Source organism: Acetobacter tropicalis, from assembly GCF_030644465.1.
GTDB classification, from domain to species: domain Bacteria; phylum Pseudomonadota; class Alphaproteobacteria; order Acetobacterales; family Acetobacteraceae; genus Acetobacter; species Acetobacter tropicalis.
Map to the genome: position 1 here is coordinate 3,583,982 of NZ_JAUYUW010000001.1, position 26,247 is coordinate 3,610,228.

The following is a 26,247-nucleotide window of genomic DNA, read 5'->3' on the forward strand; positions in this document are numbered from 1 at the left end:
GGGAGGGTAAATCTTCGCCCGGCGCATAGGGGCGTAACCGCGCCCGTCCCACGCGTGAAAAATTTTCCGATTTTGAGTTTTGAAGTGCGCACTTTTGGGGCGCGGGAAGGACTATCGTGGCCAGAAAATCGAGCATCGACTGGGCAGCGGTGGAAGCTGACTTTCGCGCTGGAGGCCAGTCAAACCGCCAACTTTCGGAGAAGCATGGCGTTGCGGAAAGCTCCATACGCAAGCGCATCAAGACTGAGGGATGGGTGCGCACCAACGCCTCCAAAGTGCGCACTAAACCGCAAAGTGCGCACCAACCTGCGCGCACTAGGCCCGCAGCCCCCGCAAAACAGGGCGGTATCCCCCCGGAAAGTGCCGATTATCACCTGAATGACCGGATCAGCGCACTGGCGTCACGCCTTGTGGGCGAGTTGGAGGATGCCACGGCTTACCTGGGCGAAATCGCGGACGCCATTGAGGAAGAAACGGCTGAAGACCGCAGCGACCGCCGCAAGCAGGCCATGCTCAAGGCCATCAGCACAAGAGACCGGGCCGAGACGCTGCGCACCTTGAAGCAGATCCAGATGATGGAAGCAGGGAAGGCCGGAAAGAAAGGCGTGAAGGAAGAACGGAAGGAGGCGGCCGAAAAGGCTGCAAAGGGCAGGTTTGCCCGCATGGCCTCTCCCAAACTGGTTGTGAACAATGGCAAGTAAGTCCCCCAGCAAGACAGCGCCTGCCGTGCGCAAAAAGTCAGCGGCCACTCAGAAGAAAGCCTCGGCCACCAGGACACGCAAGCAGACCGTGACGCCGCCAGATAAGAGCGGAAAACCGGTCTGGAGCACGGCATGTAAAGACTGGGAAAAGCGGATCATGGCAGGCGAAAGCCTTGTGCCGTGCAAGCCGCTTTTTCCAGCGGCGGCCGAGCAGGGCATGGCGGTCTTCAATGCGCTCAAGATCGTGGACGTGCTGCATGAACCGACCATCGGGGAATCCTGCCGGGACTGGCTGAAGGACTTTGCGGCTGCCATTTTCGGGTCATATGACCCGGATACCGGTACCCGTCTGATTACCGAGTTCTTCCTGCTGGTCAGCAAGAAGAACACCAAGTCCACCATTGCGGCCGGTGTGATGCTGACAGTGCTGATCCTGAACTGGCGGCAGTCCGCTGAGTTCCTGATTCTGGCACCCACCAAGGAAGCCGCGGACAACGCGTTCAAGCCCGCCCGTGACATGATCCGGGCTGATCCGGATCTTGAAGCCCTGTTCCATGTGCAGGATTACACCCGCATCATCACGCACCTGGAAACGGGTGCGACCCTGAAGGTGGTGGCGGCTGACGGATCCTCGGTTGTGGGGAAGAAGGCCACCGGCATTCTGGTGGATGAGCTGTGGGAGTTCGGGAAGAAACCGACTGCTGAAAACATGCTGATGGAAGCCACGGGCGGCATTGCGTCCCGTCCGGAAGGCTTTGTCATCTATCTCAGCACCCAGTCTGATGAAGAACCGGCCGGGGTGTTCAAGAGCCGTCTGGAATATGCCCGCTCAGTGCGAGACGGGAAGATCGTGGCACCGCGTTTCCTGCCGGTGATCTATGAATTCCCGCAGAAGGTTCTGGATAAGAACGGTCAGCACAACCCGGACAACTGGTACATGACCAACCCCAATCTGGGTGTGTCCGTGTCAGAGGAGTTCCTGCGTGACAAATACGCCCAGGCCAAAGAGGCAGGGGAGGGAGTGCTGCGCGTGTGGATGGCCAAGCACCTGAACGTCCAGGTGGGCATGTCCCTGCGGGAAAAGGCCTGGGCCGGAGCCAAGTATTGGGAGCGGCAGGGGAATGCGCAGGTCACGCTGGATCTGCTGCTGGACTGCTCGGACGTGATTGTCTGCGGGATCGACGGCGGCGGTCTGGATGACTTTCTTTCCCTGGCTGTTCTGGGCCGGGACGCGAAAAGCCAGGACTGGCTGCACTGGCAGCGCAGTTGGGTTTTCAAGGACGTGCTGAAGCACCGCAAGGAAGAGGCCCCGCGCTATCTGGATTTCCAGAAGGAGGGGGATCTCGTCATCACCCAGGAGATGCGAGAAGACAACCAGCAGTTGGCGGATGTGATTGAGCAGATCGACGAGACCGACAAGCTGGCGCTGATTGGTCTGGATCCAGCCGGTGTGGCTGAAATCGTGTTCGCTTTGCATGCAAAGGGGATTGATCAGGACCGCATTGTTGGGGTGAGCCAGGGCTGGAAGATGACCGGGGCCATCAAGACGCTGGAGCGCAAGCTGGCTGACGGCACGTTTTCTCATGGCAACCGCCCCATCATGGCGTGGGCTGTTGGGAATGCCAAAGCGCAGGCCAAGGGGAACAACGTGGAAATCACCAAGCAGATGGCGGGCGACAAGAAGATTGATCCGCTGATGGCCCTGTTTGATGCCGTTTCCTGCATGGCGCGCAATCCGGAGCCTCCTACCAGAAGCATCTATGATCGTGAGGAACTATGGGACTCCTGAACCGCCTGTTCGGTAGCGCGCCTACACCGCCTGCAGATCGGCAGGAGCCGCATTTCAGCAATGCGGGCAACCCGGAAAATCCAACAACACCGCTCAGCGATATCGCAAGCTGGGAGGATTTTCTCGGCACGCCTGGAAGCGGGCAGGAGTGGATGCCACGGGTACGGGAAACCACCTCCATGGCATGCTCCGCCGTTTACCGTTGCGTCACGCTGGAAGCAGGGGTGATCGCAGGACTGCCGCTGAAGATCTGGAAGCAGAAGGACAATGGGGAGCGGGAAGAAGCGGCCAGGCACAGGCTCGCTCCGCTCCTGAATGTCATGCCCTATCCGGGCAGATCCCTGACGGCGTTCTCCTGGCGGGAACTCTGGGGGCTCAACCTGCTGTTGTGGGGAAACCACTACAGCGCCATCCGGTATGATGGTGCCGCCCGTGTGATCGGGTTTGAAACCTTCATGCCCTGGCAGGTTCAGGTTGTACGGATCCCGTCCATGCCTGGCGTGAATTTCTACGTCTGCACCCATCCGGATGGGCGGGTGGAAACGGTTTTGCAGGGTGATATGCTGCACATACCGGGTCCGGGCTTTGATGGCCTCAAGGGGCTTTCCCGCATTCAGTCCTTCGCACGCGGATCGGTCGGGTTAGCGCAGACCATGGAAGAACGCACCGGCCGCCTGCATCAGAACGCCGCCCTCCCCAGCGGGGTGATGCAGGTACCGAGCAAAATGAATGATGCCTCGTTCCGGCGCATGAAAGCGCAGATCGAGAACAATTATTCTGGCGTTTCCAAATGGGGCCGCACGATCATTGTGGATGATGGGGCAAAATATACGCCGTTTCAGTTAAGCCCGCAGGATCTGCAAACCATTGAGGCCAGGCGCTATCAGGTCGCGGATATTTCCCGGTTTTTCGGTGTGCCGCTGCATCTGCTGAATGAGACGGATAAAACCACATCGTGGGGATCCGGCCTTTCTGAAAACACATTGGCGTATCTGATTTTCACCTTGGATGCGGATCTGAAGCGCATTGAAGGGGAGCTCAATGCCAAGTTGTTTCTGGGCACGCCGTATTTTGTGGAGTTTGACCGTGATGGCCTGCTCTCCATGGATCCGCAGAAAGCGGCGGCCGTCACGGCGCAGCAGATCAGCAGCGGCCAGTTGACCATTAACGAGAGCCGAAAGAAGCGGAACCTGCCAGCCGTGCAAGGCGGTGACACCGTGCTGGTGAACAGCACCAACGTGCCGCTGGAACAACAGGCGAGCAAGCAAAACGGTGCACCTCAACCCGCACCATCGCAACCTCATAAGAATTGAGGCATCATGTACAAGTTTAATTCTCCCGGCGCACGGTTTTCAAACCGTGTGCTGCTGACGCATGCGCGAGCGGGTTTACCGCAGCAGCTAGACAGCCGACCACGCGCAGCGGCAGATCAGCCAGCAACCATCTATCTGTATGATGAGATTGGTCTATGGGGCATCACCGCAAAAGACTTTACCCAAACGTTAGCTGCCATCGGTCCCGGTCCTGTTAATCTTCATATCAATAGTCCAGGCGGGGACGTGATGGACGGATTAGCAATTTTCGCAGCCCTGCAAGCCCATGACGGTGCTGTGAATGTTGTTATTGATGGACTGGCGGCCTCTGCGGCCTCGTTTATAGCCTTGGCTGGTAATACCATAAGCATGGCTCCCAACGCCTTTCTTATGATTCACAATGTCTTTTGTGTTGTTTTGGGCAACAAGGCTGACATGACGGAAACAGCAGCCGTTCTGACCAAGATCGACGGTCAGCTTGTCAGTTTGTATGCTGATAAAACCGGGCAGAAGCCGGAGGCCATCACTCAGATGATGGACGCGGAAACATGGTTTACCGCGCAGGAAGCCAAGGATGCCGGGTTCATCGACACCATTCTTGATGCCAGCCAGAACAAGGCCCAGCCCGCCCTGAAAAACGGCGTGTTTGAGCACCAGCCCACACCGCCCGCCAACACCCTTTCCGTGCCGGACATTGCAGCGCGCCGCCGCATGGTCCGTCTGGCCGAAGCCGAAAGCTGACGCCCAACTCTCCGGATTTTCCGGACAGTTCACCCTCATTCCCTCAGCGGAGACAATTTGATGAAATCCAAGGAACTGCGCGCCAAACGGGCGAAGCTGATTGAAGACGCACGCGCTCTGGCCAACGGCGAGACCATGACGGCCGAGCAGGTCACCCAGTTTGACGCCATGATGGCTGAAGCGGACCAGATCAAGGGCCAGATTGACCGTATTGAAAAAGCGGATGCGGCCAACAAGGAACTGGCCGCAGGCATTGCAGCCCGTGCTGAAAACAATGGCACCAGCCCTGATGAGCAGGAAGAAAACGAGAAGCGTCATGAACGGGTGTTCGTGGCGTGGCTCCGTGGTGGCATTGATGCGCTGGCTGGTGAAGATCGCGCCTTTGCCATGCAGCGTGTTCAGGCCTATCAGGCGAACTTCAAAAACGCAGGTGACATGGGCACTGGCACCGGCCCCGGTGGCGGCTATCTCGTCCCGCCAGCATTTGCAGCACAACTTCTGGTTGCATTGAAAGAGTATTTCACTGCCCTGAATTTGTTTGATGAAATCACGGGTGGCACTGGCGCGGATCTCCCGTGGCCGACCAATGATGACACGTCCCGTCGCGCCAAGATCATTGGCGAGAATCAGCAGGTCGGTCAGGGGAACATGAGTTTCGGGCAGGTCAGCCTGAAAGCCTTCCTGTATGCGACGGACGCCATTCTGGTGCCCTGGACGCTGATGCAGGACAGCTTCATGGATCTGGATGCTTTCATCCGGACTGCTATTGCCACGGCGTTTGGTCGCACACTGGCGGATGATCTGACCATCGGCACCGGGGTAGGGATGCCGCAGGGTGTGCTGACAGCCGCAGCAGCCGGGCCAACGGCCAAGGCCGCGGAGCTGGTGTATGATGACTTTGTGGAACTGATCCACAGCGTCAACCGGGCTTACCGCTCTGGCGCCGTGTTCATGATGAATGACAACAGCACCAAAGCCCTGCACCTGTTGAAGGACAATCAAGGCCGTCCACTGTGGGTGCCGAGCCTCGTCACCGGTATGCCCGATACGTTTGCGGGCTACCCGATTGAGGTGAATGAGAGCATGCCGGACATTGCGGCCGGTGCCACCCCCATCCTGTTTGGCAACCTGAAGAACTACAAGTTCCGCATGGTCAAACAGGTTTCCGTTGTGCGCCTGAATGAGCGGTATGCTGACTATTTGCAGACCGGTTACTTTGGATATGCCCGCTTCGGTGGTGGCCTGCCGTCTGCGGCCCAGCCGATCAAGAAACTGGTCATGCCTGGCGCAGCAGGCGGCTGATTACGGAAAAGCCCATGATAAGCCTTTCCCTTGATGGTCCGACGGCAGATGTCCCGCTGGCTCTTGTTGCGGACCTGAAGGCGGATCTGGAAGTCACGGACAGCAGCAATGATCTGCGCCTTGAGCGCCTGCTGCTGACCGCATCCAGCATGGTGCTGGCCTATATCGGCCGTCCGATCCTGTCCGGAGAGTGGACTGAGGAATTCCGCCTCAGTCCCTCAGAACGGATTGAAGAGATTGTGCTGGGTGTTGTGCCGGTCACGGAGATCAAGACGGTATCCCATAACGGGACCGGCTGGTCTGCGGATCAGGTGGCAGACCTCATTCTGGATAAGAGGGCAGGGCTCCTGTCCCTGCCGTTAAAGCGGCATCCCTTCTGGCGGGCGGGCCTTTACGGCATCACCTTTCAGGCCGGATACGTGCCGCCCTCGGTCGATGCAAACAGTGTGGTTCAACCAGGCACGTTGCCCAGGGTCATCAGCCAAGCGGCTCTCATGACTGCTTCCGCTCTCTTTCTGGGCAGTAGCCGGGATCCGAACATGAAATCAGAAACGGTGCAGGGCGTGGGCTCCACAACCTGGAATAGTGCATCAGGCACTGGTGGCATGCCACAGGCTGCCGCTGATCTGCTGGATAACTTTCGCGGAGAGCTGATGTAATGGGCTGGATTACAACCTCACGCCGCCGCCAGATCAGCACCAAGGGACGCCAGATGGTGCTCGGCAGCAATGGCACGAGCGTGACGCTCAAGGCGTATTCTCCGCCTCCACAGGCCGCCCAGCTACAGGATGGCGTGGCAAAGGCGGCGTTCGTGGTCGAGATCATGGCTGATGAGGTGAACGCCAAAGGTCTGACGCCCGCCGCTGACATGGAGATCACGGACGGCCCGAAATTCTACACCCTGACCGACGCCGTGCCGATCTATGACGGGGCGACCCTCTGCGGCTGGCGTCTGATTGCCGCAGGAGGCCAGTAATGACGAGCGATGCTGTCTGGAATGACGCTTTCAGTCGCGCTATCGGCGTCTGTCAGGCCAATGACCTCAAGTTGATCGACCCTCTTGTCGCCAAGGTAGACGGCCGCCCGGACTGTTATTGGGTGCTGGATATCGCAAGCGCGGTGTCTGACCGGCTTGGCATGGGCGAGACAGCGGATGAGGAAACCGGCCAGATCATGCTGCACCTGATGGTGCGCAAGGCCTCCGGCATCAACACACCCACGGCGCTGTCTCATGTCAAAGCCATGAGCACGGCCTTTCGTGCCTCCCGCATCACCACACAACCGCAGGGCTGGCCGGAAGGCCTGTTCTATCGGGGGCAGAGCAATGCCCCTCCCAACCTTGATGATACCGGCAACTGGTACGTGCTGACCCTCATGGTCGATTACACTTATCAGGACGCCCTGGAGCAACAGCCATGAAGTTTTTCCCTCTCATTGAAACGGCAGCAGGATCCGGCAAATTTCTGCTTGCCAGTGCTGCGGTAGAAGCTGCCAGCACATCAGCCGCCCTTGCCCTGATCGCGCCTTCTGTTGGCGCAGGCCTGCGCTATGGCGCATGGCTCAATCGTGAGGTGCGGGGCCTGCCGTCTTTTGTGCCTGCTCCGGCAGAAGAAACCGGAAAAAGCTACAAGGTTCTTGCGGAAATTGGCGGGGCAGACCAGCCGTTTGTCCTGACCGGCTCCGTGCAGACCTCCCTGCCGTTTGACGCCTCTCTCATGTGCCTGGCCATGCAGCAGGGCGCAAACTTCCGTTATGGGCTGATGCCTGCCGATGAGCAGCCTGTTGCCGCACCGGAAAGCCCGTCAACGCCGTCCAGTTCGACACCGTCCGAGAGCACGAGCGCAACTGAGGGGTCTGATACGCTCGCCAGCAGCTAACCGGCTTCCCGCACCGCCCTGATCTGTCAGGGCATCGTTTTCTGATACAGGTCGCCATGTGCGGCCTTTTTTTATGAGGTGACCTATGGCGTTCACTGGGGCCACATCCGGCCTGGCGGCAGGCGCACAGACCAATGACACGCGCATGGATTTTGCGCTGGAAACACTCTACGCCACGCCGCCAACTGGCAACTACCAGGCGTTGCGGATCACGGGCGAGAGCTTCTCACGCGCCCAGACCACATCCCGCCCGCAGGAAATCAATGACCTCAAACAGGTCTCGCAGTCTGTCATCACGCAGGTGCAGGCGTCCGGCACCATCTCCGGCGCACTGTCCTCTGGTACCTTTGATGATCTGATTGCTGGTGTCATGGGAGCGGACTGGGCTGGTGTGCCCATGGGTAGCATCCCACCCGTTACGTCCAGTGCGGCACAGTTGATCCAGATCTCGTATAATCAGGCCAGCAATACAGGACTGGATGCAATCTGGGCGCATGACACAAGCGGCAAAGGGCTGCCTATTTTCGAATCGTGGCCAGATACAGGCTACGTGATCATTTCTGATCCAGTGAATAAGGTGGATCTTTTCGCCCAATATATCGGGCAAGCTAATACCAATTCGACCCTTTTGTTTGCTAAGGGGACGTTTGCATCCGTCTATGGTCTGATTGGAGATAAAGGCAGCAATGATATGCTTGACCTGTCTGCGCAGACTTTAGTCAGGCCGCTGGACATCTTCAATTCCAGTCTCGACAAGACATTCACCATCCGCAAAAAACTGCTCGGAAAGTTCCTGCATTATCCGGGCAGCCTTATCACGCAGGTGCAGATCCAGTTGCAGCAGGGCCAGTTTGGCACGATCAGCCTTGATGCCATCTGTGCGGATGAGGTCAAATCTGAAACGGATATTGCAGCATCTGTTCTGGCCGCACCTGGCGGAAAAGTCCACAATACCGTCAACAACTTCCTTGGCGCCACAATCAATGGACAGGCCCCGGCCGGGTGCGTCACCCAGTTCACCTGCACGCTGGCGCGTGATGGCAACGGGAATGATTACGGTAACGGCCACGCCAGTGCCTGCGGTGTGCGCACGGGACAGTTCACGGCATCTGGCAGTATCGAATTCTATTTCCGCACCTGGGATGAATATGATGCCGCTCTTGCTGGCACGCAGGGACCGATTGTTGTCAAATCTGTTGACGATAGCGGCAACGGTTACGCCTTCATGTTCACCAATGCCGCGCTGCGGAACGCCAAGGTCAACAGTTCCGAGACTAACCAGACAGTGAAGGCTTCCTTCGATATCGAAGGCAATCCCACGGCAGATGGTGGTCCCACCTTCGCCATTTTCCGCCTGACAGGTGTTGCCGCTACCGGCTCCTGATCTCGCCTTTTTTCACCATAACTGGCCGCTGCGTGCGGCCTTTTCTGTTTCAGCCCCTCATATCAATCAGGAAAAATGACCATGGCAAAAGCTGCCCGTTACATGCGTGATGAATCTGCTCTCGATAATGGCCAGGCCATTGATGTCGGTCCCGAAGGGGACAAGTTCACCATCACCACACGCGGTTTCACCACCGCCTATATTGACCGTCTGGCTGCCTTGCAGCGCGCGGCCGCCATCCGGCTCAATACCGGTCTGCCGCCTGCCTCCACGGATCGTGTCACACCGGACACCCTGCCGCCATCCGTCCAGGACGAATGCCAGGCTCAGGCGCTGGCTGAAAAATGCCTGCTGGATATCTCCGGTCTGGAAAACATGGACGGCTCCCCCATGACCATTGAGCAGTTCAAGGCCGCCATCCTCAAGCGCGCCAATATGGGGCTGCTCGTGCTGGCTCTTCAGGCCGCAGGCAGTGTTGGCATGGCCAGCAAGGCGCTGCTTGAGGATGCGGAAAAAAACTCTCAGCCGCCCTCTGCTGGGTGATGATGGATGCGCCCCTTGTCGCAAAATATCAGGGGCGCGCCATACCGGATACGGACTGGGAAGCGCTGGATGCCCAGTCCCGTTATGTGGCGGTAGAGCCCTGGCTGATCACGCCCTGGCGCTGCTGGAACGAGCTGGCGGGCGAGCGTCTTCATACACAGGATGTCTTCGGGGGCGGCATGGGGGCTGTTCGTGGCATCCCACGCCCGCAGGAACTCCCCTATCGGGCCGTGCAGGAATGGTGTGACCGCAACCGCCTGTATGGAGAAAACCGTGAGTTCGTGATCGCCTGTGTCCGTATTCTGGATGCGAATTTCATCAGGCTGAGCACCATCCAGATCAAGCAGGAACTCAAAACCATTTTCGGGAAATAGGTCATGGCGAATGGTGCAATGTTTGCGCGCTCCGTGCGCCTGTTTGCCCGAAAGACCCTCTCTCCGGAGGCTCTGTCTGCCCATCTTGCCACCAGGGCCATTCAGATCCGTGATGATCTGATTTCCAGCCATCAGGCTCCTAACGCCTACACCACCTATGTGGACGGCCAGAAGGACGCACGGGAAGCCGTTGTGCAGCCTGATGGTGTGATCCTCTATCGCTTCCACTATCTGCCGCAGGCCACGCTGCTGGCGGTAGAGCAGGCCATGCGCCTGTCTCCCGTCCGCTCAGGCCGCTTTCGGCGCGCCTGGTGCGTGGTGGTGGATGGCCGGGTCTGGACGCAGGATCTCGCCCGCATCCCGGCCGGGAGTGAGGTCATGGTGCTGAACCCGGAGCCTTACGCCCGCAAGATCGACACGGGCGGCATGAAAACATCAGTGCCACCCGGCATTGTGGAGGCCACACGCCAGATCGTGCAGCGCCAGTATCCCAACATCAAGGCGGAACGGAAGTTCGTCACCATCCCGGCCGGTGTCATTCCTGGTGCACCGTGGATCCTCCGCCAGAACCACGGCCGCAGCAGATCGCGCTCGGCCGGTCAGCCCATTACCTATCCCGCCCTTGTCCTGAAGGAAAAAGTCTGATGCCCAATGAAGAGTCTTTGCGCATCTCGTACGCCAGCAATGTTGCAGGACTAGTGGAAAAGGATGCGGCTGCCCTGGAAAAACTGGGGGATGTTGCAGAAGTCACAGATCGGGTCATCAAGAAAACCTCTCAGACGGCCGACGGTGTGCAGCGTAGTAATGATGCAGTGGCACGTTCCACACGCACTCTGGAAACCCTGCTGAGGAAGCGGGCAGAAGCTGAAGAGGTGATGGCCGACGCCATTGCGCGGGGCGAAAAGACAGAAGAAGACCGCCAGCGCACTCTGGCCGGGCTGGACCAGAGAATTGAAAAGGCGACACAGAGTCTTGCCAAGGCGGAAGCGCAATGGTCCGCCTATGAGGTGGCACAGAGTGAAGCTGCAAAAGGAGGATCCTCGGCGGCACTGTCCTTTGACACTCTGACGGCCGCTCAGTCTGCCCAGTTGCTCAGCATGCGGGATGTCTCCGCCCAGTTTCGGGCTGGGCAGATTACGGTGCAGGACTATCGCGCGGCACTGCGTGACATTGCAGCCTCGTACGCCACACTTGGCACTGCCGCTGAGGCAGCAACCCATCAGATGGCCTCTGGCCTCCGGTCGCACATTGACAACCTGACCGGTGTGTCATCCGGCTCGGCCGACACATCGGATAAACAGGCTGATTTTGAAGCGGCCGCTGAAGCTGCTGACAAACTGCGTGCCAAATGGGTGCCATTGGCCCGTGCGGAACAGGATTATGCAAAATCCCAGCAGGAACTGAATACACTCCTGCGTGCGGGCATTCTCGATATGGGCGAATATGAAGCCTCCATGGCGCGGATCACGTCCGCCTATCAGGCTCAGAAAACGGCCATTGTCTCCACCGCCCAGGCGCAGCAGGATGCGCTCCGCACGCAGAACGAAACCACTGCCGCAGGTGCTCAGGGCAAGATCAATGCCTGGGCTGGTGTGTCCACACCCGAATATGGTCAGGCTGACACACGGCAGGCCGATTTTGAGGCGGCCGCACAGGACGCAGAAAAACTGCGTGCCCAGTTGGTCCCGCTGGCGGCTGCCCAGCAGGAGTATGCAGAGGCGCAGGAAAAAGCAGGCGCGGCTCTGGCGGCCAACATCATCTCCCAGCAGGAGTATGATGCCTATGTCGGCAAAGCAAAAACCACGCTGGACCGGCAGACGGCCTCTCTCTCAGGCAATGGGGCTGCGGCAAAACTTTCAGCATTTGAGCTGGGTATCCTGGCGGATGAGACCCACAAGTTTTTTGACCAGGTCCTCGCCGGTGGGAACGCCATGCAGGCAGCCTTTTACCAGGTGCCCAACATGGTGCAGATCATGGGGGGCTTCCGGGCCTCCCTGACACGCGTGACGTCTGCCCTGGTTGGTCCTGGTGCGCTGGTAGCCGGTGTAACGGCAGGTGTGGCTGCCATTGCCGCCATGGGTTACGCCTCGGAGAATGAGCAGCAGCAGCTTGCCCAGCTCAGCACCCATCTGCGCGCCACACGCACGGATTACGCTGACATGGCAACGGCTGCCGAAAAAGCGGCCCGCAGTCTGCATGAATCTGACAGTGATCTGTCTCTGTCAGACAGCCGCACGGCCGTGCAGACCATTGTTTCCGTGCCAACCGTGGATAGCAGCCAGATTGAGCGTTACATGACGGACGCCCGCAATCTGGCGGCCGTCATGGGCGAAACCGTGCCAGAGGCCGCCAAGACCATGGCGTCTGCCTTGCAGGATCCTGCCAAGGCCGCAGAAGAGTTTGCCCAGCAGGGCATGCCCGGTTTCAACGCCGGTCTGGTGCTCATGGTCCAGAATATGGCACAGGCAGGGGATCGCACCGGCGCTCTGGACGCCGTAATGAAACGTTGGGAACAGACAACAAAAAACGCGGAAGAACAGGCGCTCACACCGTTTCAGCAGTCCCTGAAAAACCTGAAAGATGAAACCGGTGGCGTGGGAGACGCGGTGGTCTACGCCTTTGACCATATGGGCAATGGGGTCATGGGTATGGTCACCTCCAGCGTCAAAGGTCTGACGGGGCTGATTAAGCTCATCGAACAGATTGCGCCGAAGGTTGAAACAGCCACAAAGTCCATCTGGGATTCCGTCGCCTCCGGGATGGAGTGGGTCGGTGGGAAGCTGGAAGGGGGAGTAGAAGGTGGCCTGAACCTGCTAGGAGCCACCAATCTGTCGCACCTCATGGCACAGGGAAATACGGCTGAGCCGCAGTTCTCCATGCCCACCAATACCAACGCTACGGGGGGTGTCCGCGGAACAAATGACAGTTCTGGTAATGTGCCGTCTACTCAATCCTTAAAAGCACAGGATGTAGCCGTAACAAGCCTCTCTGCTCACTGGGCTGACCTACAAAAGACCGTGGATGCGGAAATCGGTTCTGACAGTAGCCTCAGCGGCCAGTTGGATGATCAGAGACGCAAAATTCAAGGTCTGAAAACTGCTGTATCTGGCCTGAATGAACTGCATGCGGCTGGAAAGATCGCTGATGAAGAATATGCCACCGACATGCGTAACCTCAATGGCCAGCTCACCGCGGCCAATGTTGCCTTGGCCGGCCTGCGTGGGCCGTTTGCGGATCTGATTGAGCAGCAGGACCGCGCTGCCCAGTCTGCGGCGGCTCTGACGGGCTATGACAAGGCCATGGTGGAGGCGTCCCAGCAGGCGGACGATGCCGCACGCCAGCTTTCGGGCGGCATGGCCTCAGCGAGCGAAAAAGCGCTGGTGCAGGCTGCTGCCGCCCGCACTCTGGCGGCGGAATACCAAACCAACCTCACAGTCATCGCCCGCAACACGCAGTTGCAGGATGGCATCACAGCCGCCTGGGCCCAAGGTGGTGCCGCAGCCGATCATGCCACCAACTATGTGGAGGCCTATAATTACGCGCTGGATCATTTCGGGAAAAATGCGCCCGGCTTTACTCAAAAAGTCGACGCAATGGCAGCAAGCCTGGATCGTCTGGCGCAGTCCAAAAGAGACACGGAACTGTCTCAGCAGACCTACGCCAATGAGAACCAGATCAAGCTGATCGGCCTGGAAACGGATACGCTGGGCATGAATGCGGATGCCCGCACCAAGCTCATCAACCGCATGCAGGCCGAACAGGAGCAACAGCAAAAAGGCAACTCCCTACAGGCACAATCCACACAGGACTATCTGGCCAGTGTGGATGCGCTCTCTGACGTGACAACGGCGTATGCACATCACCAGCAGGTGTTGCAGGACGTCACCGGCAGCCTGGAGAACATGACCGACCAGCTCACGGATGGCGTCACGCAGGGGTTCCTTCAGGGAACCTCTTCGGGCATGTCCTTCAAAAATGTGCTGAAAGGGATTGAAGTTCAGGTTGTTGGCATGATTGCCAAAATGGCTTTGATCAACCCACTGCTAAACAAGATTGACGGTGGCACCCGGACCACAATGGATGACATCACCAAGATGTTCAGCCAGCAACAGAACGGGTCAGGCAGCACATCATCAGGCAGCAGTTGGGCCCCCACAGCCAGCTCGGATGCGATGAATTCTGTTTATGCCAATGACAACAGCACATCGGCATCCAGTTCCTACAGCAGCGACTGGGCACCGACGGTCAGCGGTGGCATGAGCCTGTTTGGCAACACGTCAAGCCATGGTGGCCTGTCCTCATCTGGCCAGGCCACGGCCTCAAACGGCATGAGTGTCAGTGATATCCAGAGCATTTTCGGTTCTGGCTCATCCTCGTCTGCCACTGCGTCTTCCGGCTTTGGGTCTCTGTCGGATATGTTTGCGGGCAACGGCGGCCTGATGTCGGATAGCGGGCAGGCAACGGCCAGCACCGCAGGCGGGGCCATGTCTCTGGCCGGGGGTGTCCTTGGTGGTTTGAGTATGGGCTACAGCGTTGGCAAGATGTCGTCCAACCTCACTGGCGGCGGTCAGGGCGGCAAAATCGGTGCGGCGGTGGGGGCTGGTATCGGCACCGCCGTTGGCACCGTATTTGGTGGCCCTGTTGGCGGCATGATCGGGGGCACCGTCCTGGGCGCAATCGGCGGCATCATCGGTGGGCTTTTTAATAAAACTCACCGTATTTACGATAGTGTTATCGGTTCAGACGGTCAGCTTGCTATTGGTGGCACGCGCTCGAAACATGCAAAAGACGATGTGACGGAAGGCCTCACAACGGATCTTGCCAGCGTCAATGCCGCGTATGCCGATGCCGGGATTACCGTGTCTGATGGCAGTTATGGGGAGGTGGGGCACTACCACAAAGGCAAGAAACACCGCTCCACGGCTCTGACAGATCTGCTACCCAACATCACGCTGCAAAGCGATGATGCCAACGAGAATCTTGCGCTCCAGCAGTTGATGCCCAAAAGTTTTGACAGCGTCAGCAGCTATACGCAGGCCATCGAAAGCATCAAGCAACTGGCAGATACGCTGGATGCCCTGCATGTGTCTGTCGCCAAATTTGACGATCAGACGCATATCACCGTTGGTCATATCAGCGGCTATACGGGGGATCTGGGCAAGGTGCTTGCCGGGTTTGATGGCAAGACCATCTCAACCGATGCTCTGCAAACCCAGATCAGCAATCTCAAGGAGCTGCTGGATATCACCAATAGCGGGGCGCAGAGCCTTGTCAGCCAGGTGGCGGACCTGCGGGACAAATACCAGCAGGCAGCAGACCAGGCCAAGGCCTACGGGCTGGACTATCAGGTGATCCTGGATAAAGGCAAAGCCGTTGCCCAGGCCATGCTGGACGCAGAAAACACCAAACTGACCCAGTCTGACCAGTCCGTGCAGGCCCGATACCTTGCCGCGGTCGGGGATCAGGAGGGTGCTGATCTGGTCAATTTTGACGTGTCAGCCGATCAGCAGCGCCAGAGCCTGCAAGATGAGTGGCGCAGTTATCTGGGGGACAGCTTTGCTGACAACCAGACCTATGCCGCCCAGATGGCAGACCTGGACAAGACGCTGGCGGCCGAGCGCCTCAAGATCCAGACCACCTATGCCGATCAGGCGCTTGCTGCCCAGCAGCAGGCGGCACAGGCAGCGGCGGAGAAGCAGGCGGAATACCTCTCCGAGGCGCAATCCTCGGTAGCGTCTGCTTTTTCAAACCTTGCTGATTACGTGCAGGGTCTGGGCACGTCCGATGCCTCGCCCCTGTCCGTGCAGGATCAGTACAAGCTGGCCAATGATAATTTTGACACGGATTATCAGGCGGCCATGGGCGGGGATTACGATGCGCTCACGCGCCTCCAGTCTGAGTCCCAGACGGCTCTGTCTGTCGATAAGCAATGGCTGGGCTCCGGCACGGATTACAGCAAGGCCTATCAGGACATGCTGACCAAATTGCAGGCTATCGGCAATCTGGGCGCTGACACCTTTACGGCCAATCTGGCCAAGCAACTGGCAGCGCAGCAGGTGGATGCAACGCTCCAGGTCAACAAGTCCATCCAGACCATGCAGGCAGCCATCACGGCAGAGCTCAAGCAGTTCATTCGGGTCCAAACCTTAAAGGCGGCGTAAAATGGCAGTTATCCGCACGGTAGAGCTGGACATTGTCCAGCCTGCCGCTGGCACGCTTGCGGCCACCTATGGCCACGGCACGCGGGCGCACGGCACCTTGCGCCGGCGTGCCCATAATCCAGAGGCTACGGACACCATCCGCTATTCCGATTGTGGGTATGTGGATGAGTCCGGCACACCGTATCCGCCCTATGTGACGGATGCGTTTGCGCTGGACCGGGGGCTGACCCTCACGGCGGATGCCATGGGCGGTGCGCTCTCGGCCGGGTCCATCACGTTGGCCAATCCGGGTGGCGTGCTGGACAGCCTGTTGACCACCCGCGTCAATGATCATCTGCCGGTGCGGATCCACACCGGCAGCAAGATCTGGGATGGCGTGCGGCGTGTGTGGAAAGATCCTGCCAGCACCAGCCTGCGGCCTGTGTTTGCAGGCCTGGGCAAGAGCTGGCGACCGGACCGCACATCCGTGGTGATTGACCTGCTGGACGCCACCTACTGGCTGGAGGGCAGCATGCCGGTCTCCGTCTATGGCGGGGCGGGCAAGCTGGATGGAGACAGTAACGTGGCGGGCAAGGGCATGCCACGCATCCGGGGCACCGTGTGCAACATCACGCCGGTGCTGATTGATAGCGTCAATTATGTCTATCAGATCTCGGATGGCCCGGCCTCCATCACCGCACTGTATGAGGGTGGGTATCCGGGCGGCATCGCCTCGGCGGGCACGGTGGCGGATATCTATGCCAGCAGCCCCAGCCCTGGCACCTACACCGTGCAGACTGGCTCCGCTGGCACCTGGCTGCGGCTGGGCACCAAGCCGGTCTATGGCATCACAGTGGACGCGGTAGGCAAATTCCGCTCCGGTGCAGCGCCTGCCAACGTGCTGGATATCCTGCGGCAGATGCTGCTGGAGGATCTGGTCATGCCTGCGGCCTACCTTGATGCGGCATGGCCGGCCACGTCCTCGATCGCGCCCTGGCAGGGTGGCTGGTATTGGGATGGCTCACAGACCATTACCGGCAAGCAGGCGGTCAGCACGTTGCTTAGTGGCCTGTGCATCACTCTGGTGCCCACCCGCACCGGCACGTTGCGGCCCATCCTGCTGACCGCGCCGGATCCGTCTGCCACACCGGCCGCCGAATTGAATGCGGATCTGATCACCGAGATAGCAGCCGCAACACTGGACAGCTCTCTGGATCCACCAACATGGCGCTGGCGCATTGGCTGGCAGCATAATTTCACCACCCAGACCACGGGCTCAAACCTGCACCCGCAGGCTCCGGCGGCACGGCAGGCCATCATCGCTGTGGCGGATCGGGCTGCCATCTGGTGGTCGCCAGACATCAAGGCCCACTGGCGGGTGCCCAATGACCCGGCCCTGGTCACCACGGCACTGGCCCGCCAGACGGATGCCACCCTCATTGCGCAACGCCATGGGGCATTGTGGGGTCAGCAGAGGCGGCTCTGGGCCGTCACCATCCCGCAGAATCTCGCCTGGGGAATTGATCTTGGCTCTGTGGTTGGCATTTCGGCACCGGCACCGGGGCTGGAAGACAGGCAGCTAGGGCGGGTGGTGAGTGAACAGATCCGCTCAATAGAGCAGACCGTCACCTTTCAGATCCTCGTTTAAAGACGGATAAAAATGGAAAATTGTGGATTGGGCTGGGAGAACCGCGTGCTGGACGCGGCGCTCACAGCCTCTGCGCAGGCCTCGGCGTTGCCGGTGGAAAACCTGCGCAACCAGCAGGGGGCGGCAAGCCTCGGCTGGCGTGTGCCAGGCACTGCGGCAACGCTCACCATCAGCCACCCGCCTGCCGGCCCCTGGCGCGCCTTTGGGCTGTTCCGCACCAACCTGACAGCCGGGGCCAGCATGACTGTCACCGTCCTGTCAGGCGGCAATACGGTCTGGCAGGGCACGGCGCAGGCGGTCGCCAATGGCCAGATCCTGCTGGTGGCGCCAATGGCCGTCACGGGCGATACGGCCACCATCCAGATTACGGACAATGGGAATCCGGACGGGTTTCTCTCAATCCCGCTCGCCTACGCTGGCCCCATCTGGCAGCCGGTGCGCAATTACAGCACGGAGAGCACAGCGGACCGCACGCTGGGGCAGGACAGTGTCACAACTCTGGGTGGCGCTGAGTTTGTCTCGGCCCGCTGGTATCAGCGCAAGCTGAGTATTGCCCACCAATCCTATGGCGATGCGGACGCGGTTGTCCTGGACAGGATCCTGCGGGTGGCAGCTACCGGGCAAAACATCCTGTTTCTGCCCGACCCATCCGCCACTCCGGCAGGCCTTGCAGCAAAGGCGCTGTTTGGCCGCCTGAGTGGGGCTGAGCTGTCCAACCCGTTTGGAAATGCTGACAGGCATTCCCTTCCTCTGACTTTGACGGAGCGCCTGTAATGGCACCACAGCTTGGCAATTTTGTCCTGGAGACAGCCACAGCGCCCGGCACGGGCAGCTTTACCCTCAATGGTCCGGAAACCAGCCGCCGGAGCTTCTCTGCTGCGTTCCCTAATGGCGGTTCAGTGTTCTATTTTGCCGATGACGGATCCAGTGCGGAATGGGGTGTGGGCACGCTGACCATCGGCACGCCCAGCACGCTTTCCCGCACCACCATCATTGGCACCACAAGCGGCGGCACATCAGCGCTCAATTTCTCGGGTAGCGTGGAAGTCTATAACGAAATACCGGCTGAATATGTGCCGATTTTTGAGGCTGACGGGCATCTGATCGTCAAATCCATTTCCGACTGGACCAAGCGGCAGGCCCTCGGGGCGGCGGATGCGGAAGCCCGATATATAGGCCGTGCAGGAGGATCAAAGGATTATGCCCCGTTGCAGGGGGGCGTGCAGATCTCAACCGGCAATATGTGGTTTTCCTATAAGGATTCAGGTGGCGCAATAAAGTATGCGTTTGCCCAGCAGGCGGGTGACTATGCAACCCATACGGATGTGGCGAATGTCATAAACAATAACATCGTTATTGCCGGGCAGATGCATGTTGATACCACGGGGTATCTGCAAATCTATCGCAAGAGCAATGTGGGCACAGATGGCATTGTTGATCTGTATTCGCACTGGTCCAGCCCGAACAACAATGTAGCCAGGGTTGATGCGCAGGGGAATATCTACACGCTCAAGAGCGGGTCCATTTATCTTGATAATCCTTACGCAAATTCGGGAAACAATGGCGACTGGAACGAAGCCCCCGGCATTCAGTTTGGCCTGTCCAGCCGGGGCTCAAATGCCCGGATGTGGTATGAGGAGCATGTGGGCCAGATTGACCAGCTCACGTTGCTGCTGAATGGATACGGCCACAAAACCTATTTCTGGTTTGGACCTGACGGACGCCTGAACTCGTCCGCCGGTCTCATGGCGCTAAAATCAGAGATCCCGACTGATATTTACTCGGGCACATCATTCAACAATGATTTTTCCACCAGCGATGACCGGATCATCAACCTGCCGTATGGCAATATCCTCCAGTGCTTCCGGGTGGATAACGTCTCATCCGGCCGCATCAGCTTCCCGCAGGCGTTTTCGTCCACCCCGCAGTCCATTGTTGTGCAGGCCATTACGGGCGGCGTGATCGCGCATTATCACTGCGTCTGGGAGCCAGATGCATCAGGTTTCACGCTCAATCTCTATGGCTCATATGATGCCATTTATGTTCAGGCAAAAGGCAAAAGATAATCATGACAGACACAGTTTTGACGGGTGCGGCCCTGATCGCCTCTGCCTATCCGGCCCGCTACTATGCACAGTATGACAGGGCAGCCACCGGCATCACGCTTGTGACCGGCCTTGTTGATACGCAGGCTGATGATGCCCGGATCAACGCGCTGCCAGCAGCAGCCGACATGATCGCTCTCACGCCAGCGCAGTGGTCTCTGGCGCAGCGTGCCCAGTCTATCCATGTGCAGGATGGCAAACTGCTGCATCCGGCGCGCTATTATGCCAGTTTTGACCTTTCGGCCGCACAGCCCACGCCAGTGTTGGGCTGGTATGATACCTGGGCCATGAGCAACGTTGCCAACGTGCCTGCAGCCTCGGACATGATCGCGGTTGCCGAAAAGGACTGGGACGATATTACCGCATTCCGCAAGTCAAATGGCCGGGGCGTGCAGGATGGCAAGATCATCGACTACACGCCGCCGGTCCCACTCTCAGTCCAGGCGCAGGCGGAACAGAGCTGGATCCAGCAGCAGGAATCCCGTGCCTTTGTGCGGGGGCAGAAATTTACGGCTGAGATGCTGGCGTATGCGGATGCGATTGAGGCCATTGCTGAGGGCACGGACACCGCCAGCACAAGGCTGCCGGACAGGCCCGCCACAATCATGAGTTGAGGCAACGCCTGGTTGCTGTTTCTGCCGCCCGGTGAGGCGGTTTTTTTATGTCTGGATGCTGAAAATGTCTGAAACGAATACGATTACCCGCCCAGAATTTCGCGCCTACCAGCGTGACGTAGATGGGCGGCTTGGTGCGGTCCAAAAAGGGATTGAGGCCCTTGCTGCTGAGGTCAAGAAGCTCAACACGCCGCGTGCGTGGATCTTCGGAAGCCTGACGGTTCTGGGCAGCGCCTTGGGCAGTGGCATTGTGACAGCCCTGCATAACGCGCTGCACTGACAACCAGAAACGGCCGATGTGTAAACCAGATCACCGAAACTCGCCCGTGGCCTGTTCCGTTCAAAATGGCAGTTTTGTGCGGGTCTTTCGCATTGCTGGACTAATCCGGGCCTAGCTGCCTGTAAACTCGTCCACCCCGGCCGCGCATGACGCGGCTTTTTTGTATCCGGAAAACACGATGAATGATCCGATCCTTTTGGCGGCTGCTTTGGCGCGGCGGTTTGAGGGCCTGTGCCTGCGCCCATACGTTTGTCCGGCCGGTTACTGGACCATCGGCTACGGCAGCCGTTGGTTGGCCAACGGGGCCGCCGTATGTGCCCACACAGCCCCAATTACGGCAGCAGAGGCAGAGAGCCTTCTGCTGGCGGCGCTACGGGCGATTCAGCCCGAGATACGCAAGATTGTGCATGTGAGCCTGACGGCCGGGCAGGAGGCTGCCTTGCTGGATTTTGCTTTCAATCTTGGGTTGTCGGCGCTGGCTGGCTCCACCCTGTTGCGGCGGCTGAATGCAGGGCAGGGGACTATGGCCCGAAACCAGCTCCTGCTGTGGAACCACATGCACAAAGATGGCCAGCTTATCACCTCTCCGGGCCTGACCCGGCGGCGGCATGCCGAATGGCTGGTGTGGGCTGGCCAGCCTTTTGCCTGACCCTTTCATCCTCTCTCAAAAAAAGGAAACGCCATGGACTGGCAATCTCTCCTGGCATCGGTTCTGCCGATGCTGCCCGCGCAATATGCGGGGGACCTTGTGACTGTTGGCACCTTTCTGGTGGCGCTGTGTGCGCTGTTGGCCCGGTTCTGGCCACGCCCGGCTGAAGGCTCCCGCTGGCTGAAGCTGTATGAACTGGTCAACAGCGTGGCGCAGAACAAGGGCCACGCGGCCAACGCAGATGATGCTGCGGGCAAGCCTACGAGCGGCTGAAGCCGCCGAAAGACCATACCACACAATACCACGCACCACAGCCGCCCATGAGGTGGCTTTTTTATTGGGATATGACCATGAAGCTCTGTTTCCTGCGGCACAAAGCTGCCGCCCTGATGGCTGCTCTGCTCCTGCCGCTGGCTCTGGCCGCGTGTGGAGCGAACCAGACTGTACAGCGCCAGCAGTCTGTTTACGGCCTCAGCCTGTCCTTTGCTGCGGCGGCCCAACTAGCGGCGGACTATGAGAAGAACCCTGCGGCAGACCCGGCAGTGGTAGCCAAGCTGAAGCCTGCCTTCCAGAAGGCGCATGACCAGATCAAGCTGCTTGATGAAGCCGCCCGCAAGGGCGACCCGCTGGCAGAAGCAGCCGTAGAAGCCGCACAGGATGCGCTGGACGCGGCGCGAACGCTTATGCCTGTATCCTGACCCGCTCCATCACCCACACCGCAATAAACCAAAGGAAAACTGACCGATGAACTACACCCAGATTGCCGTTTCTGCCGTGGAAGCCCTGATCCAGAATGGCCCGATGATTGTGGAGGATATCAAAGCGCTGCTGCGGCCGCTGAAAGAAGGCCGGGAGCCAACTGCTGACGAATGGGCGTTTGCGGAACAGCAGTTGGACGCCGCGAATGTTCAGGTGCAGCAGAGCTTAATAAGATAACTGCCTTAAAAGAACGAAGAGCATTGTTCATAAAAATGTAAACTATTATTGGCCTGAGAAATAAATAATATATCCATAAATTTCAATGACTTGTGTAAGGTAAAGCTTTTTGTGATATCTGAAGTGTAATGACAAAGATTGCATAAAAGTCATTTTTTCACTTACTCAAGCATCCAAGACGTGAGGACGAATCAATTTTCATAGTGAGATAGATAAGCGTGTCGACAGTTGAGATAATCCGCAGTTTCAGAGACAGAATGCCTTGGTCTGTTAGTCATTCTGTCTTTTCAGATCTTGAATTAGGAAGGCGGGCTAATTGGGATAAAACACTGGCGCACGCAGAAACTGGCGATGAATCTTACGAGGAGAAAACAGAAGATCTTCTTGATGCTTTAACAGAGCATCTTCTTTGTGGAGAAAAACTTGTTCGTTTCTACGAAGTAGAAAAAGAAAAAATCAAGGATTTTCGAAGGAAAGCAGAAAATTTACAAGTGGATGACAATATATTTTCGGACAAGTTTCCGATCTTGGTACCCGAAAACGAATTAAATGGTCCTGTGCCAAACCTCAGTGTATCTGCCATACATAAAAACGAAGAAGGGATAGCTATTGTCCTTTCTTCAAAAAGATATACCTATTCTCGTCAAAAATTTTTAAAAGATCAATTTGAAGATTTGCCTCCAGAATTATCTAAATATAATGAATTTATTGGTGTATCTTATAAAAGATATGAAGCTTTTGATGTTTTGTGGATTCCTAATAATAGTAGCGTCATTGAGATACGTGCCGATTATCCAGAAGGAAAAGAGGCAACTCAAGTAGTATACGCAATCAATCAAGCTGAAATTTTCTTTTCTAAAAAATTTGGAGAAGATTATTTTCAAAATAAAATTAATTTTTTCCCTGCAATAGACTCTCTCTACAAATCTCGTGATGACGGAAAAGTTATCGAACTAGGGTTTATGGTTTCAGGAGCAGCACAGAAACTCGAGAAATCCCGTCGGGATGGAACTTGTTGCAGGGTAGAAGCTTATCACCTTAGTGGAATTCAGGGCCTTGAACTTCCGATCGCAGTTTACCGTATTGTCGTGATGTGGAAACGACCACACAATAGCAACTCATATTCCCGACCGGAAGTCGGTATACATGGCCGTTCGACACAAACAGCAGAACCTTCCCCTTATTTAACAGAGATTGCGATCTCAAGATGCGGCAGTCTTGAAGATTATAATTTTGTTAGGGATAGAATTCTTCGTCATTGTCATTAGTTGTAGGAGGCACACTGAAGAAAGGACTATCAGTGAGTATAGATAAAATTAAGATACAATTAGCGAGACAACTGGAAGAGCCAGTCCTTCAAGTGTGTCTTAATATTGTTGATCATCTATCTCGCGTGTCTTTTGATCAGGCTCAGAGATTAACTTTTACATTGTTATATAATTGGTCTGAAAGCGATGTAGACGAATCTACATTTTACGCTGCTTTAACCGCGCTTACGTCCATGAAAAATCGTCCATTAGTCATGTACTTTGTTTTCCATGATGAAAACGAAGATAGAGAGATTGCGATCTCGGCTAAAGATGCCATGAAGGCTGCAAAAGAGAACGAATTTTATAATCCAGAAACAGGAGAAGAAATCGACGATTTTTTGAAAAAATTGTTCCCAGTTTATAAAATGACAGAATTTTTTGCTGCGGCTGCAAAAAAACAATGAACGTTAACCCAAATTTAGGGGATATGCTTGTAAAGGCAAGACTATCTCCCGCCGCTCAAATGCTTATGGATATAAATTCTATAGAAAGTTATAAAGATTTCTTAATAGTTGTTTATAAAGCATTGGAAGTTTCTATTAGGCAAGTGTCCATGCAACGGAAGCATCGGCAAAATGCTACAGAAGATCAAATAACGGCCATGATTGTTGGGTATTTTAGAACGCAAGGATTGACGACCGCTGTACATGATCCTGACATAGGTGGGCATGTAGATATCGCTATTGAATTAGATAATGGCTATCTCTGGTTAGCTGAAGCTAAAAAATGGGCTGGATGTTCTTGGATTATGAGTGGGTACAAGCAGCTGCTGACTCGCTATGCAACAGGACTTAACAATCAAGACCATGGCGCATTGCTAATTTATTTCTTTGAAGAACGACCTCAGACATTAATGAAAAAATGGTTTGACCAAATCCAGAACAAATATAAAATTTTGTCAAATTTGAATAAAATCGGTTCTTTTGAGTTTGATTCAACGCAAATTCATAAAAGTACTGAAAACCCGTATTATATACGTCATATTGGTGTCCCACTGCTTTGGAGGCCGGAAAAATAATAAAGAAGATATTCTTCTTTAATTCTTTTCCTTTTCAAGACCCAATTTAATAAGCTGCCGGATCGCTTCGGATTCCGTTTTGATACGGTTTTCGAAGCGATAATCTTCAATCTCTTTTGCGACCTCTTTGGGTAGAGAGACCAATTTACGCACGGTGGTTTCTGGGTTCACTGCCATACAGATCACATACACCAAAAATAGCATTGCAGACAATGGTGATGCAGTGATACACCATTGTGACCGAGGCCGAAGATTTGGCCCTTCAGCCTCGGTCTAACCTCAAGCAATGGAGAGCCCCAATGCCCAAGGCTAATGCTTTATCTATCACACAACGCCGTTGTGTGCTTACCGGAATCATGGCTGCACCATTTTTGGTCGGAACGCCGGGCACTGCTACGGCAGCACCATTTCAAGCTGATGCAGCGCTGTTTGCCTGCCATCAGCGGTTCCATGCTGTTTATTCTGCCGTGCGCGCAGCAAGCTGCGAACCGTCCCCCGCCTTTGGCACACCCGAGTGCAATGCGCGGGAAGCCCTTTTTGATAAAATGGTTTTGGAAGAATGTGATCTGCTGGAAGAACTGGCCGCTATTCCAGCCCATACTCGGCAAGGGCAACGACTGAAGGCCGAAGTCATTCTCGCCCTTCTACCGGAACACCTGCGCCACAATGAGCAAGATGGAGAGACGCAGCTTGTCCTCTCGCTGGCGCGGGATTTGGTGCGGGAGAACGCAGCATGAGCGCCGTGATCCCATTTAGCTTTGATGAGCATGCCGTGCGGGTGCTGACCCGTGAGGAAGAGCCGTGGTTTGTGTTGGCCGACGTGTGCGACGTGTTGGAAATTGGAAATCCAACGATGGCTGCCAGACGGCTCGATAATGATGAGAAGGGGGTCAATACTATTGAGACCCTTGGCGGCCAACAGGAAGTGAGTGTCATCAGCGAAAGTGGCCTTTACACCCTCATTCTCACCAGCCGAAAGGCCGAAGCCAAGCGCTTCCGCAAATGGGTCACGGCGGAAGTCCTGCCATCCATCCGCAAAACGGGCAGCTACGCGCTGCCCACCAGCAAGGCGGAATGGTTCAGCCGCTTCGCCCGTGTGCTGTGCCTGTGGGATGCAGTAGGGGAGGCCGCTGCCCAACAGGAGTGGCAGAACACCGGCCTGCCCATTCCCATGCCCAGAAAGCAGGGTGTGCGCCTGCTTATGGAGGCAACTTTGGATATACCGGGCCTAACACTCCCCTCAGAACGACCTAATACCCCGGCCAGAACAGTCGCCAGCCGCCACAATGGGTCATTAGGCGGCCGACCACGAAGCGGAGAAACCCCAACGCAGGCCCGCCTGCGCAGGCTTCATATGGTTGAAAAAGAAGTCATTCCCTCAGAAGACGGTCAGTCCGCCACGGTAATCACCTACGCCACCCACCCCGAACAGCAGGAAAGATTTTCTGGGCTGTAGAGATAGGGGAGGGGGGCCGGTACAGGCAAAAACGAATCAGAAAAAGTGGCACGGATTTGGCACGGAT

29 protein-coding genes are annotated in these 26,247 nt (G+C 56.8%); 28 read left to right on the top strand and 1 reads right to left on the bottom strand.

Translation table 11 applies throughout. The features are described from left to right. The first annotated feature begins 116 nt into the window (after positions 1-116). The 26 genes from QWU00_RS16125 to QWU00_RS16250 all read left to right on the top strand — a co-directional run bounded on the left by QWU00_RS16125 (position 117) and on the right by QWU00_RS16250 (position 24,724). Entirely contained in the window at positions 117-701 is a 585-nt protein-coding gene (locus QWU00_RS16125) for a hypothetical protein (RefSeq protein WP_035381439.1), read from the top strand. Then, positions 691-2,490 carry a terminase large subunit gene (locus QWU00_RS16130; protein ID WP_052051451.1) on the top strand — a complete coding sequence of 600 codons (1,800 nt, stop codon included), beginning with the start codon at positions 691-693 and terminating at the stop codon, positions 2,488-2,490. Before QWU00_RS16125 ends, QWU00_RS16130 begins: the two co-directional genes overlap by 11 nt. Then, positions 2,478-3,803 carry a phage portal protein gene (locus QWU00_RS16135; protein WP_035381437.1) on the top strand — a complete coding sequence of 442 codons (1,326 nt, stop codon included), beginning with the start codon at positions 2,478-2,480 and terminating at the stop codon, positions 3,801-3,803. Before QWU00_RS16130 ends, QWU00_RS16135 begins: the two co-directional genes overlap by 13 nt. Positions 3,804-3,809: 6 nt before the next feature. Then, positions 3,810-4,544 (top strand): head maturation protease, ClpP-related, encoded by a 735-nt coding sequence (locus QWU00_RS16140; RefSeq protein WP_035381434.1) that lies wholly within the window; start codon positions 3,810-3,812, stop codon positions 4,542-4,544. A 60-nt stretch (positions 4,545-4,604) separates the two neighbouring features. Further along, the gene (locus QWU00_RS16145; protein ID WP_035381432.1) at positions 4,605-5,846 is read left to right on the top strand and encodes a phage major capsid protein; all 1,242 of its coding nucleotides are present in this window, start codon (positions 4,605-4,607) and stop codon (positions 5,844-5,846) included. Positions 5,847-5,860: 14 nt separating this feature from the next. Then, on the top strand, positions 5,861-6,505 hold the full coding sequence (locus tag QWU00_RS16150) for a head-tail connector protein (RefSeq protein ID WP_035381430.1): 645 nt from the start codon (positions 5,861-5,863) through the stop codon (positions 6,503-6,505). Continuing rightward, on the top strand, positions 6,505-6,822 hold the full coding sequence (locus QWU00_RS16155) for a hypothetical protein (protein ID WP_035381428.1): 318 nt from the start codon (positions 6,505-6,507) through the stop codon (positions 6,820-6,822). The genes QWU00_RS16150 and QWU00_RS16155 overlap by 1 nt, the downstream gene beginning before the upstream one ends. Continuing rightward, positions 6,822-7,265: a hypothetical protein gene (locus QWU00_RS16160; RefSeq protein ID WP_035381426.1), complete on the top strand. Its 444-nt coding sequence runs from the start codon at positions 6,822-6,824 to the stop codon at positions 7,263-7,265. The genes QWU00_RS16155 and QWU00_RS16160 overlap by 1 nt, the downstream gene beginning before the upstream one ends. Then, entirely contained in the window at positions 7,262-7,723 is a 462-nt protein-coding gene (locus QWU00_RS16165) for a hypothetical protein (RefSeq protein ID WP_035381424.1), read from the top strand. Before QWU00_RS16160 ends, QWU00_RS16165 begins: the two co-directional genes overlap by 4 nt. A gap of 85 nt (positions 7,724-7,808) precedes the next feature. Next, positions 7,809-9,107: a phage tail tube protein gene (locus tag QWU00_RS16170; protein WP_150395702.1), complete on the top strand. Its 1,299-nt coding sequence runs from the start codon at positions 7,809-7,811 to the stop codon at positions 9,105-9,107. 81 nt (positions 9,108-9,188) lie between these two features. Beyond that, positions 9,189-9,650: a hypothetical protein gene (locus QWU00_RS16175; protein WP_035380096.1), complete on the top strand. Its 462-nt coding sequence runs from the start codon at positions 9,189-9,191 to the stop codon at positions 9,648-9,650. Beyond that, a complete protein-coding gene (locus tag QWU00_RS16180; protein ID WP_052051342.1) occupies positions 9,650-10,024 on the top strand; it encodes a hypothetical protein in 375 nt (124 codons plus the stop codon). Before QWU00_RS16175 ends, QWU00_RS16180 begins: the two co-directional genes overlap by 1 nt. 3 nt (positions 10,025-10,027) lie before the next feature. Further along, positions 10,028-10,669 carry a hypothetical protein gene (locus QWU00_RS16185; RefSeq protein ID WP_052051343.1) on the top strand — a complete coding sequence of 214 codons (642 nt, stop codon included), beginning with the start codon at positions 10,028-10,030 and terminating at the stop codon, positions 10,667-10,669. After that, a complete protein-coding gene (locus tag QWU00_RS16190; RefSeq protein WP_304651051.1) occupies positions 10,669-16,185 on the top strand; it encodes a phage tail length tape measure family protein in 5,517 nt (1,838 codons plus the stop codon). Before QWU00_RS16185 ends, QWU00_RS16190 begins: the two co-directional genes overlap by 1 nt. A 1-nt stretch (position 16,186) precedes the next feature. Then, positions 16,187-17,812: a hypothetical protein gene (locus tag QWU00_RS16195; RefSeq protein ID WP_150395579.1), complete on the top strand. Its 1,626-nt coding sequence runs from the start codon at positions 16,187-16,189 to the stop codon at positions 17,810-17,812. 45 nt (positions 17,813-17,857) lie between these two features. Continuing rightward, entirely contained in the window at positions 17,858-18,586 is a 729-nt protein-coding gene (locus QWU00_RS16200) for a hypothetical protein (protein WP_304651052.1), read from the top strand. Next, positions 18,586-19,878 carry a hypothetical protein gene (locus QWU00_RS16205; protein ID WP_052051568.1) on the top strand — a complete coding sequence of 431 codons (1,293 nt, stop codon included), beginning with the start codon at positions 18,586-18,588 and terminating at the stop codon, positions 19,876-19,878. Before QWU00_RS16200 ends, QWU00_RS16205 begins: the two co-directional genes overlap by 1 nt. A gap of 2 nt (positions 19,879-19,880) precedes the next feature. After that, complete coding sequence (locus QWU00_RS16210; RefSeq protein WP_238706708.1) at positions 19,881-20,531, top strand: hypothetical protein; 651 nt, start codon at positions 19,881-19,883, stop codon at positions 20,529-20,531. Between the two features lie 64 nt (positions 20,532-20,595). Then, entirely contained in the window at positions 20,596-20,811 is a 216-nt protein-coding gene (locus QWU00_RS16215) for a hypothetical protein (RefSeq protein ID WP_150395578.1), read from the top strand. Between the two features lie 178 nt (positions 20,812-20,989). Continuing rightward, on the top strand, positions 20,990-21,460 hold the full coding sequence (locus QWU00_RS16220) for a lysozyme (RefSeq protein WP_035381980.1): 471 nt from the start codon (positions 20,990-20,992) through the stop codon (positions 21,458-21,460). Positions 21,461-21,493: 33 nt separating this feature from the next. Next, a complete protein-coding gene (locus QWU00_RS16225; protein WP_052051509.1) occupies positions 21,494-21,733 on the top strand; it encodes a hypothetical protein in 240 nt (79 codons plus the stop codon). A gap of 77 nt (positions 21,734-21,810) precedes the next feature. Continuing rightward, a complete protein-coding gene (locus QWU00_RS16230; RefSeq protein WP_231551873.1) occupies positions 21,811-22,158 on the top strand; it encodes a hypothetical protein in 348 nt (115 codons plus the stop codon). Positions 22,159-22,204: 46 nt separating this feature from the next. Beyond that, complete coding sequence (locus QWU00_RS16235) at positions 22,205-22,396, top strand: hypothetical protein (protein WP_035381978.1); 192 nt, start codon at positions 22,205-22,207, stop codon at positions 22,394-22,396. A 257-nt stretch (positions 22,397-22,653) separates the two neighbouring features. Further along, positions 22,654-23,664: a hypothetical protein gene (locus tag QWU00_RS16240; protein ID WP_035381976.1), complete on the top strand. Its 1,011-nt coding sequence runs from the start codon at positions 22,654-22,656 to the stop codon at positions 23,662-23,664. Positions 23,665-23,696: 32 nt separating this feature from the next. Then, positions 23,697-24,110, top strand: coding sequence for a hypothetical protein (locus QWU00_RS16245; RefSeq protein ID WP_150395576.1), 414 nt, complete (start codon positions 23,697-23,699; stop codon positions 24,108-24,110). Next, positions 24,107-24,724, top strand: coding sequence for a hypothetical protein (locus QWU00_RS16250; RefSeq protein ID WP_035381973.1), 618 nt, complete (start codon positions 24,107-24,109; stop codon positions 24,722-24,724). The genes QWU00_RS16245 and QWU00_RS16250 overlap by 4 nt, the downstream gene beginning before the upstream one ends. Positions 24,725-24,742: 18 nt before the next feature. On the opposite strand, the gene QWU00_RS16255 is transcribed toward QWU00_RS16250, so the two are convergent. Continuing rightward, positions 24,743-24,901 carry a ribbon-helix-helix domain-containing protein gene (locus QWU00_RS16255; RefSeq protein ID WP_166443772.1) on the bottom strand — a complete coding sequence of 53 codons (159 nt, stop codon included), beginning with the start codon at positions 24,899-24,901 and terminating at the stop codon, positions 24,743-24,745. Positions 24,902-25,080: 179 nt separating this feature from the next. Here QWU00_RS16255 and QWU00_RS16260 point away from each other — a divergent pair, with 179 nt between their 5' ends. Together QWU00_RS16260 and QWU00_RS16265 are read left to right on the top strand one after the other, a co-directional pair. Next, a complete protein-coding gene (locus tag QWU00_RS16260) occupies positions 25,081-25,461 on the top strand; it encodes a hypothetical protein (RefSeq protein WP_231551872.1) in 381 nt (126 codons plus the stop codon). Beyond that, on the top strand, positions 25,458-26,180 hold the full coding sequence (locus QWU00_RS16265) for a BRO-N domain-containing protein (RefSeq protein WP_035381969.1): 723 nt from the start codon (positions 25,458-25,460) through the stop codon (positions 26,178-26,180). The genes QWU00_RS16260 and QWU00_RS16265 overlap by 4 nt, the downstream gene beginning before the upstream one ends. The last annotated feature ends 67 nt before the right edge of the window (positions 26,181-26,247 follow it).

Bases quoted from the DNA above. Each gene is read 5' to 3' on its own strand.
- QWU00_RS16130 (WP_052051451.1), top strand. From the start codon at position 691: ATGGCAAGTAAGTCCCCCAGCAAGACAGCGCCTGCCGTGCGCAAAAAG.
- QWU00_RS16135 (WP_035381437.1), top strand. From the start codon at position 2,478: ATGGGACTCCTGAACCGCCTGTTCGGTAGCGCGCCTACACCGCCTGCA.
- QWU00_RS16140 (WP_035381434.1), top strand. From the start codon at position 3,810: ATGTACAAGTTTAATTCTCCCGGCGCACGGTTTTCAAACCGTGTGCTG.
- QWU00_RS16145 (WP_035381432.1), top strand. From the start codon at position 4,605: ATGAAATCCAAGGAACTGCGCGCCAAACGGGCGAAGCTGATTGAAGAC.
- QWU00_RS16150 (WP_035381430.1), top strand. From the start codon at position 5,861: ATGATAAGCCTTTCCCTTGATGGTCCGACGGCAGATGTCCCGCTGGCT.
- QWU00_RS16155 (WP_035381428.1), top strand. From the start codon at position 6,505: ATGGGCTGGATTACAACCTCACGCCGCCGCCAGATCAGCACCAAGGGA.
- QWU00_RS16160 (WP_035381426.1), top strand. From the start codon at position 6,822: ATGACGAGCGATGCTGTCTGGAATGACGCTTTCAGTCGCGCTATCGGC.
- QWU00_RS16165 (WP_035381424.1), top strand. From the start codon at position 7,262: ATGAAGTTTTTCCCTCTCATTGAAACGGCAGCAGGATCCGGCAAATTT.
- QWU00_RS16170 (WP_150395702.1), top strand. From the start codon at position 7,809: ATGGCGTTCACTGGGGCCACATCCGGCCTGGCGGCAGGCGCACAGACC.
- QWU00_RS16175 (WP_035380096.1), top strand. From the start codon at position 9,189: ATGGCAAAAGCTGCCCGTTACATGCGTGATGAATCTGCTCTCGATAAT.
- QWU00_RS16180 (WP_052051342.1), top strand. From the start codon at position 9,650: ATGATGGATGCGCCCCTTGTCGCAAAATATCAGGGGCGCGCCATACCG.
- QWU00_RS16185 (WP_052051343.1), top strand. From the start codon at position 10,028: ATGGCGAATGGTGCAATGTTTGCGCGCTCCGTGCGCCTGTTTGCCCGA.
- QWU00_RS16190 (WP_304651051.1), top strand. From the start codon at position 10,669: ATGCCCAATGAAGAGTCTTTGCGCATCTCGTACGCCAGCAATGTTGCA.
- QWU00_RS16195 (WP_150395579.1), top strand. From the start codon at position 16,187: ATGGCAGTTATCCGCACGGTAGAGCTGGACATTGTCCAGCCTGCCGCT.
- QWU00_RS16205 (WP_052051568.1), top strand. From the start codon at position 18,586: ATGGCACCACAGCTTGGCAATTTTGTCCTGGAGACAGCCACAGCGCCC.
- QWU00_RS16210 (WP_238706708.1), top strand. From the start codon at position 19,881: ATGACAGACACAGTTTTGACGGGTGCGGCCCTGATCGCCTCTGCCTAT.
- QWU00_RS16215 (WP_150395578.1), top strand. From the start codon at position 20,596: ATGTCTGAAACGAATACGATTACCCGCCCAGAATTTCGCGCCTACCAG.
- QWU00_RS16220 (WP_035381980.1), top strand. From the start codon at position 20,990: ATGAATGATCCGATCCTTTTGGCGGCTGCTTTGGCGCGGCGGTTTGAG.
- QWU00_RS16225 (WP_052051509.1), top strand. From the start codon at position 21,494: ATGGACTGGCAATCTCTCCTGGCATCGGTTCTGCCGATGCTGCCCGCG.
- QWU00_RS16230 (WP_231551873.1), top strand. From the start codon at position 21,811: ATGAAGCTCTGTTTCCTGCGGCACAAAGCTGCCGCCCTGATGGCTGCT.
- QWU00_RS16235 (WP_035381978.1), top strand. From the start codon at position 22,205: ATGAACTACACCCAGATTGCCGTTTCTGCCGTGGAAGCCCTGATCCAG.
- QWU00_RS16240 (WP_035381976.1), top strand. From the start codon at position 22,654: ATGCCTTGGTCTGTTAGTCATTCTGTCTTTTCAGATCTTGAATTAGGA.
- QWU00_RS16250 (WP_035381973.1), top strand. From the start codon at position 24,107: ATGAACGTTAACCCAAATTTAGGGGATATGCTTGTAAAGGCAAGACTA.
- QWU00_RS16255 (WP_166443772.1), bottom strand. From the start codon at position 24,901: ATGGCAGTGAACCCAGAAACCACCGTGCGTAAATTGGTCTCTCTACCC.
- QWU00_RS16260 (WP_231551872.1), top strand. From the start codon at position 25,081: ATGGCTGCACCATTTTTGGTCGGAACGCCGGGCACTGCTACGGCAGCA.
- QWU00_RS16265 (WP_035381969.1), top strand. From the start codon at position 25,458: ATGAGCGCCGTGATCCCATTTAGCTTTGATGAGCATGCCGTGCGGGTG.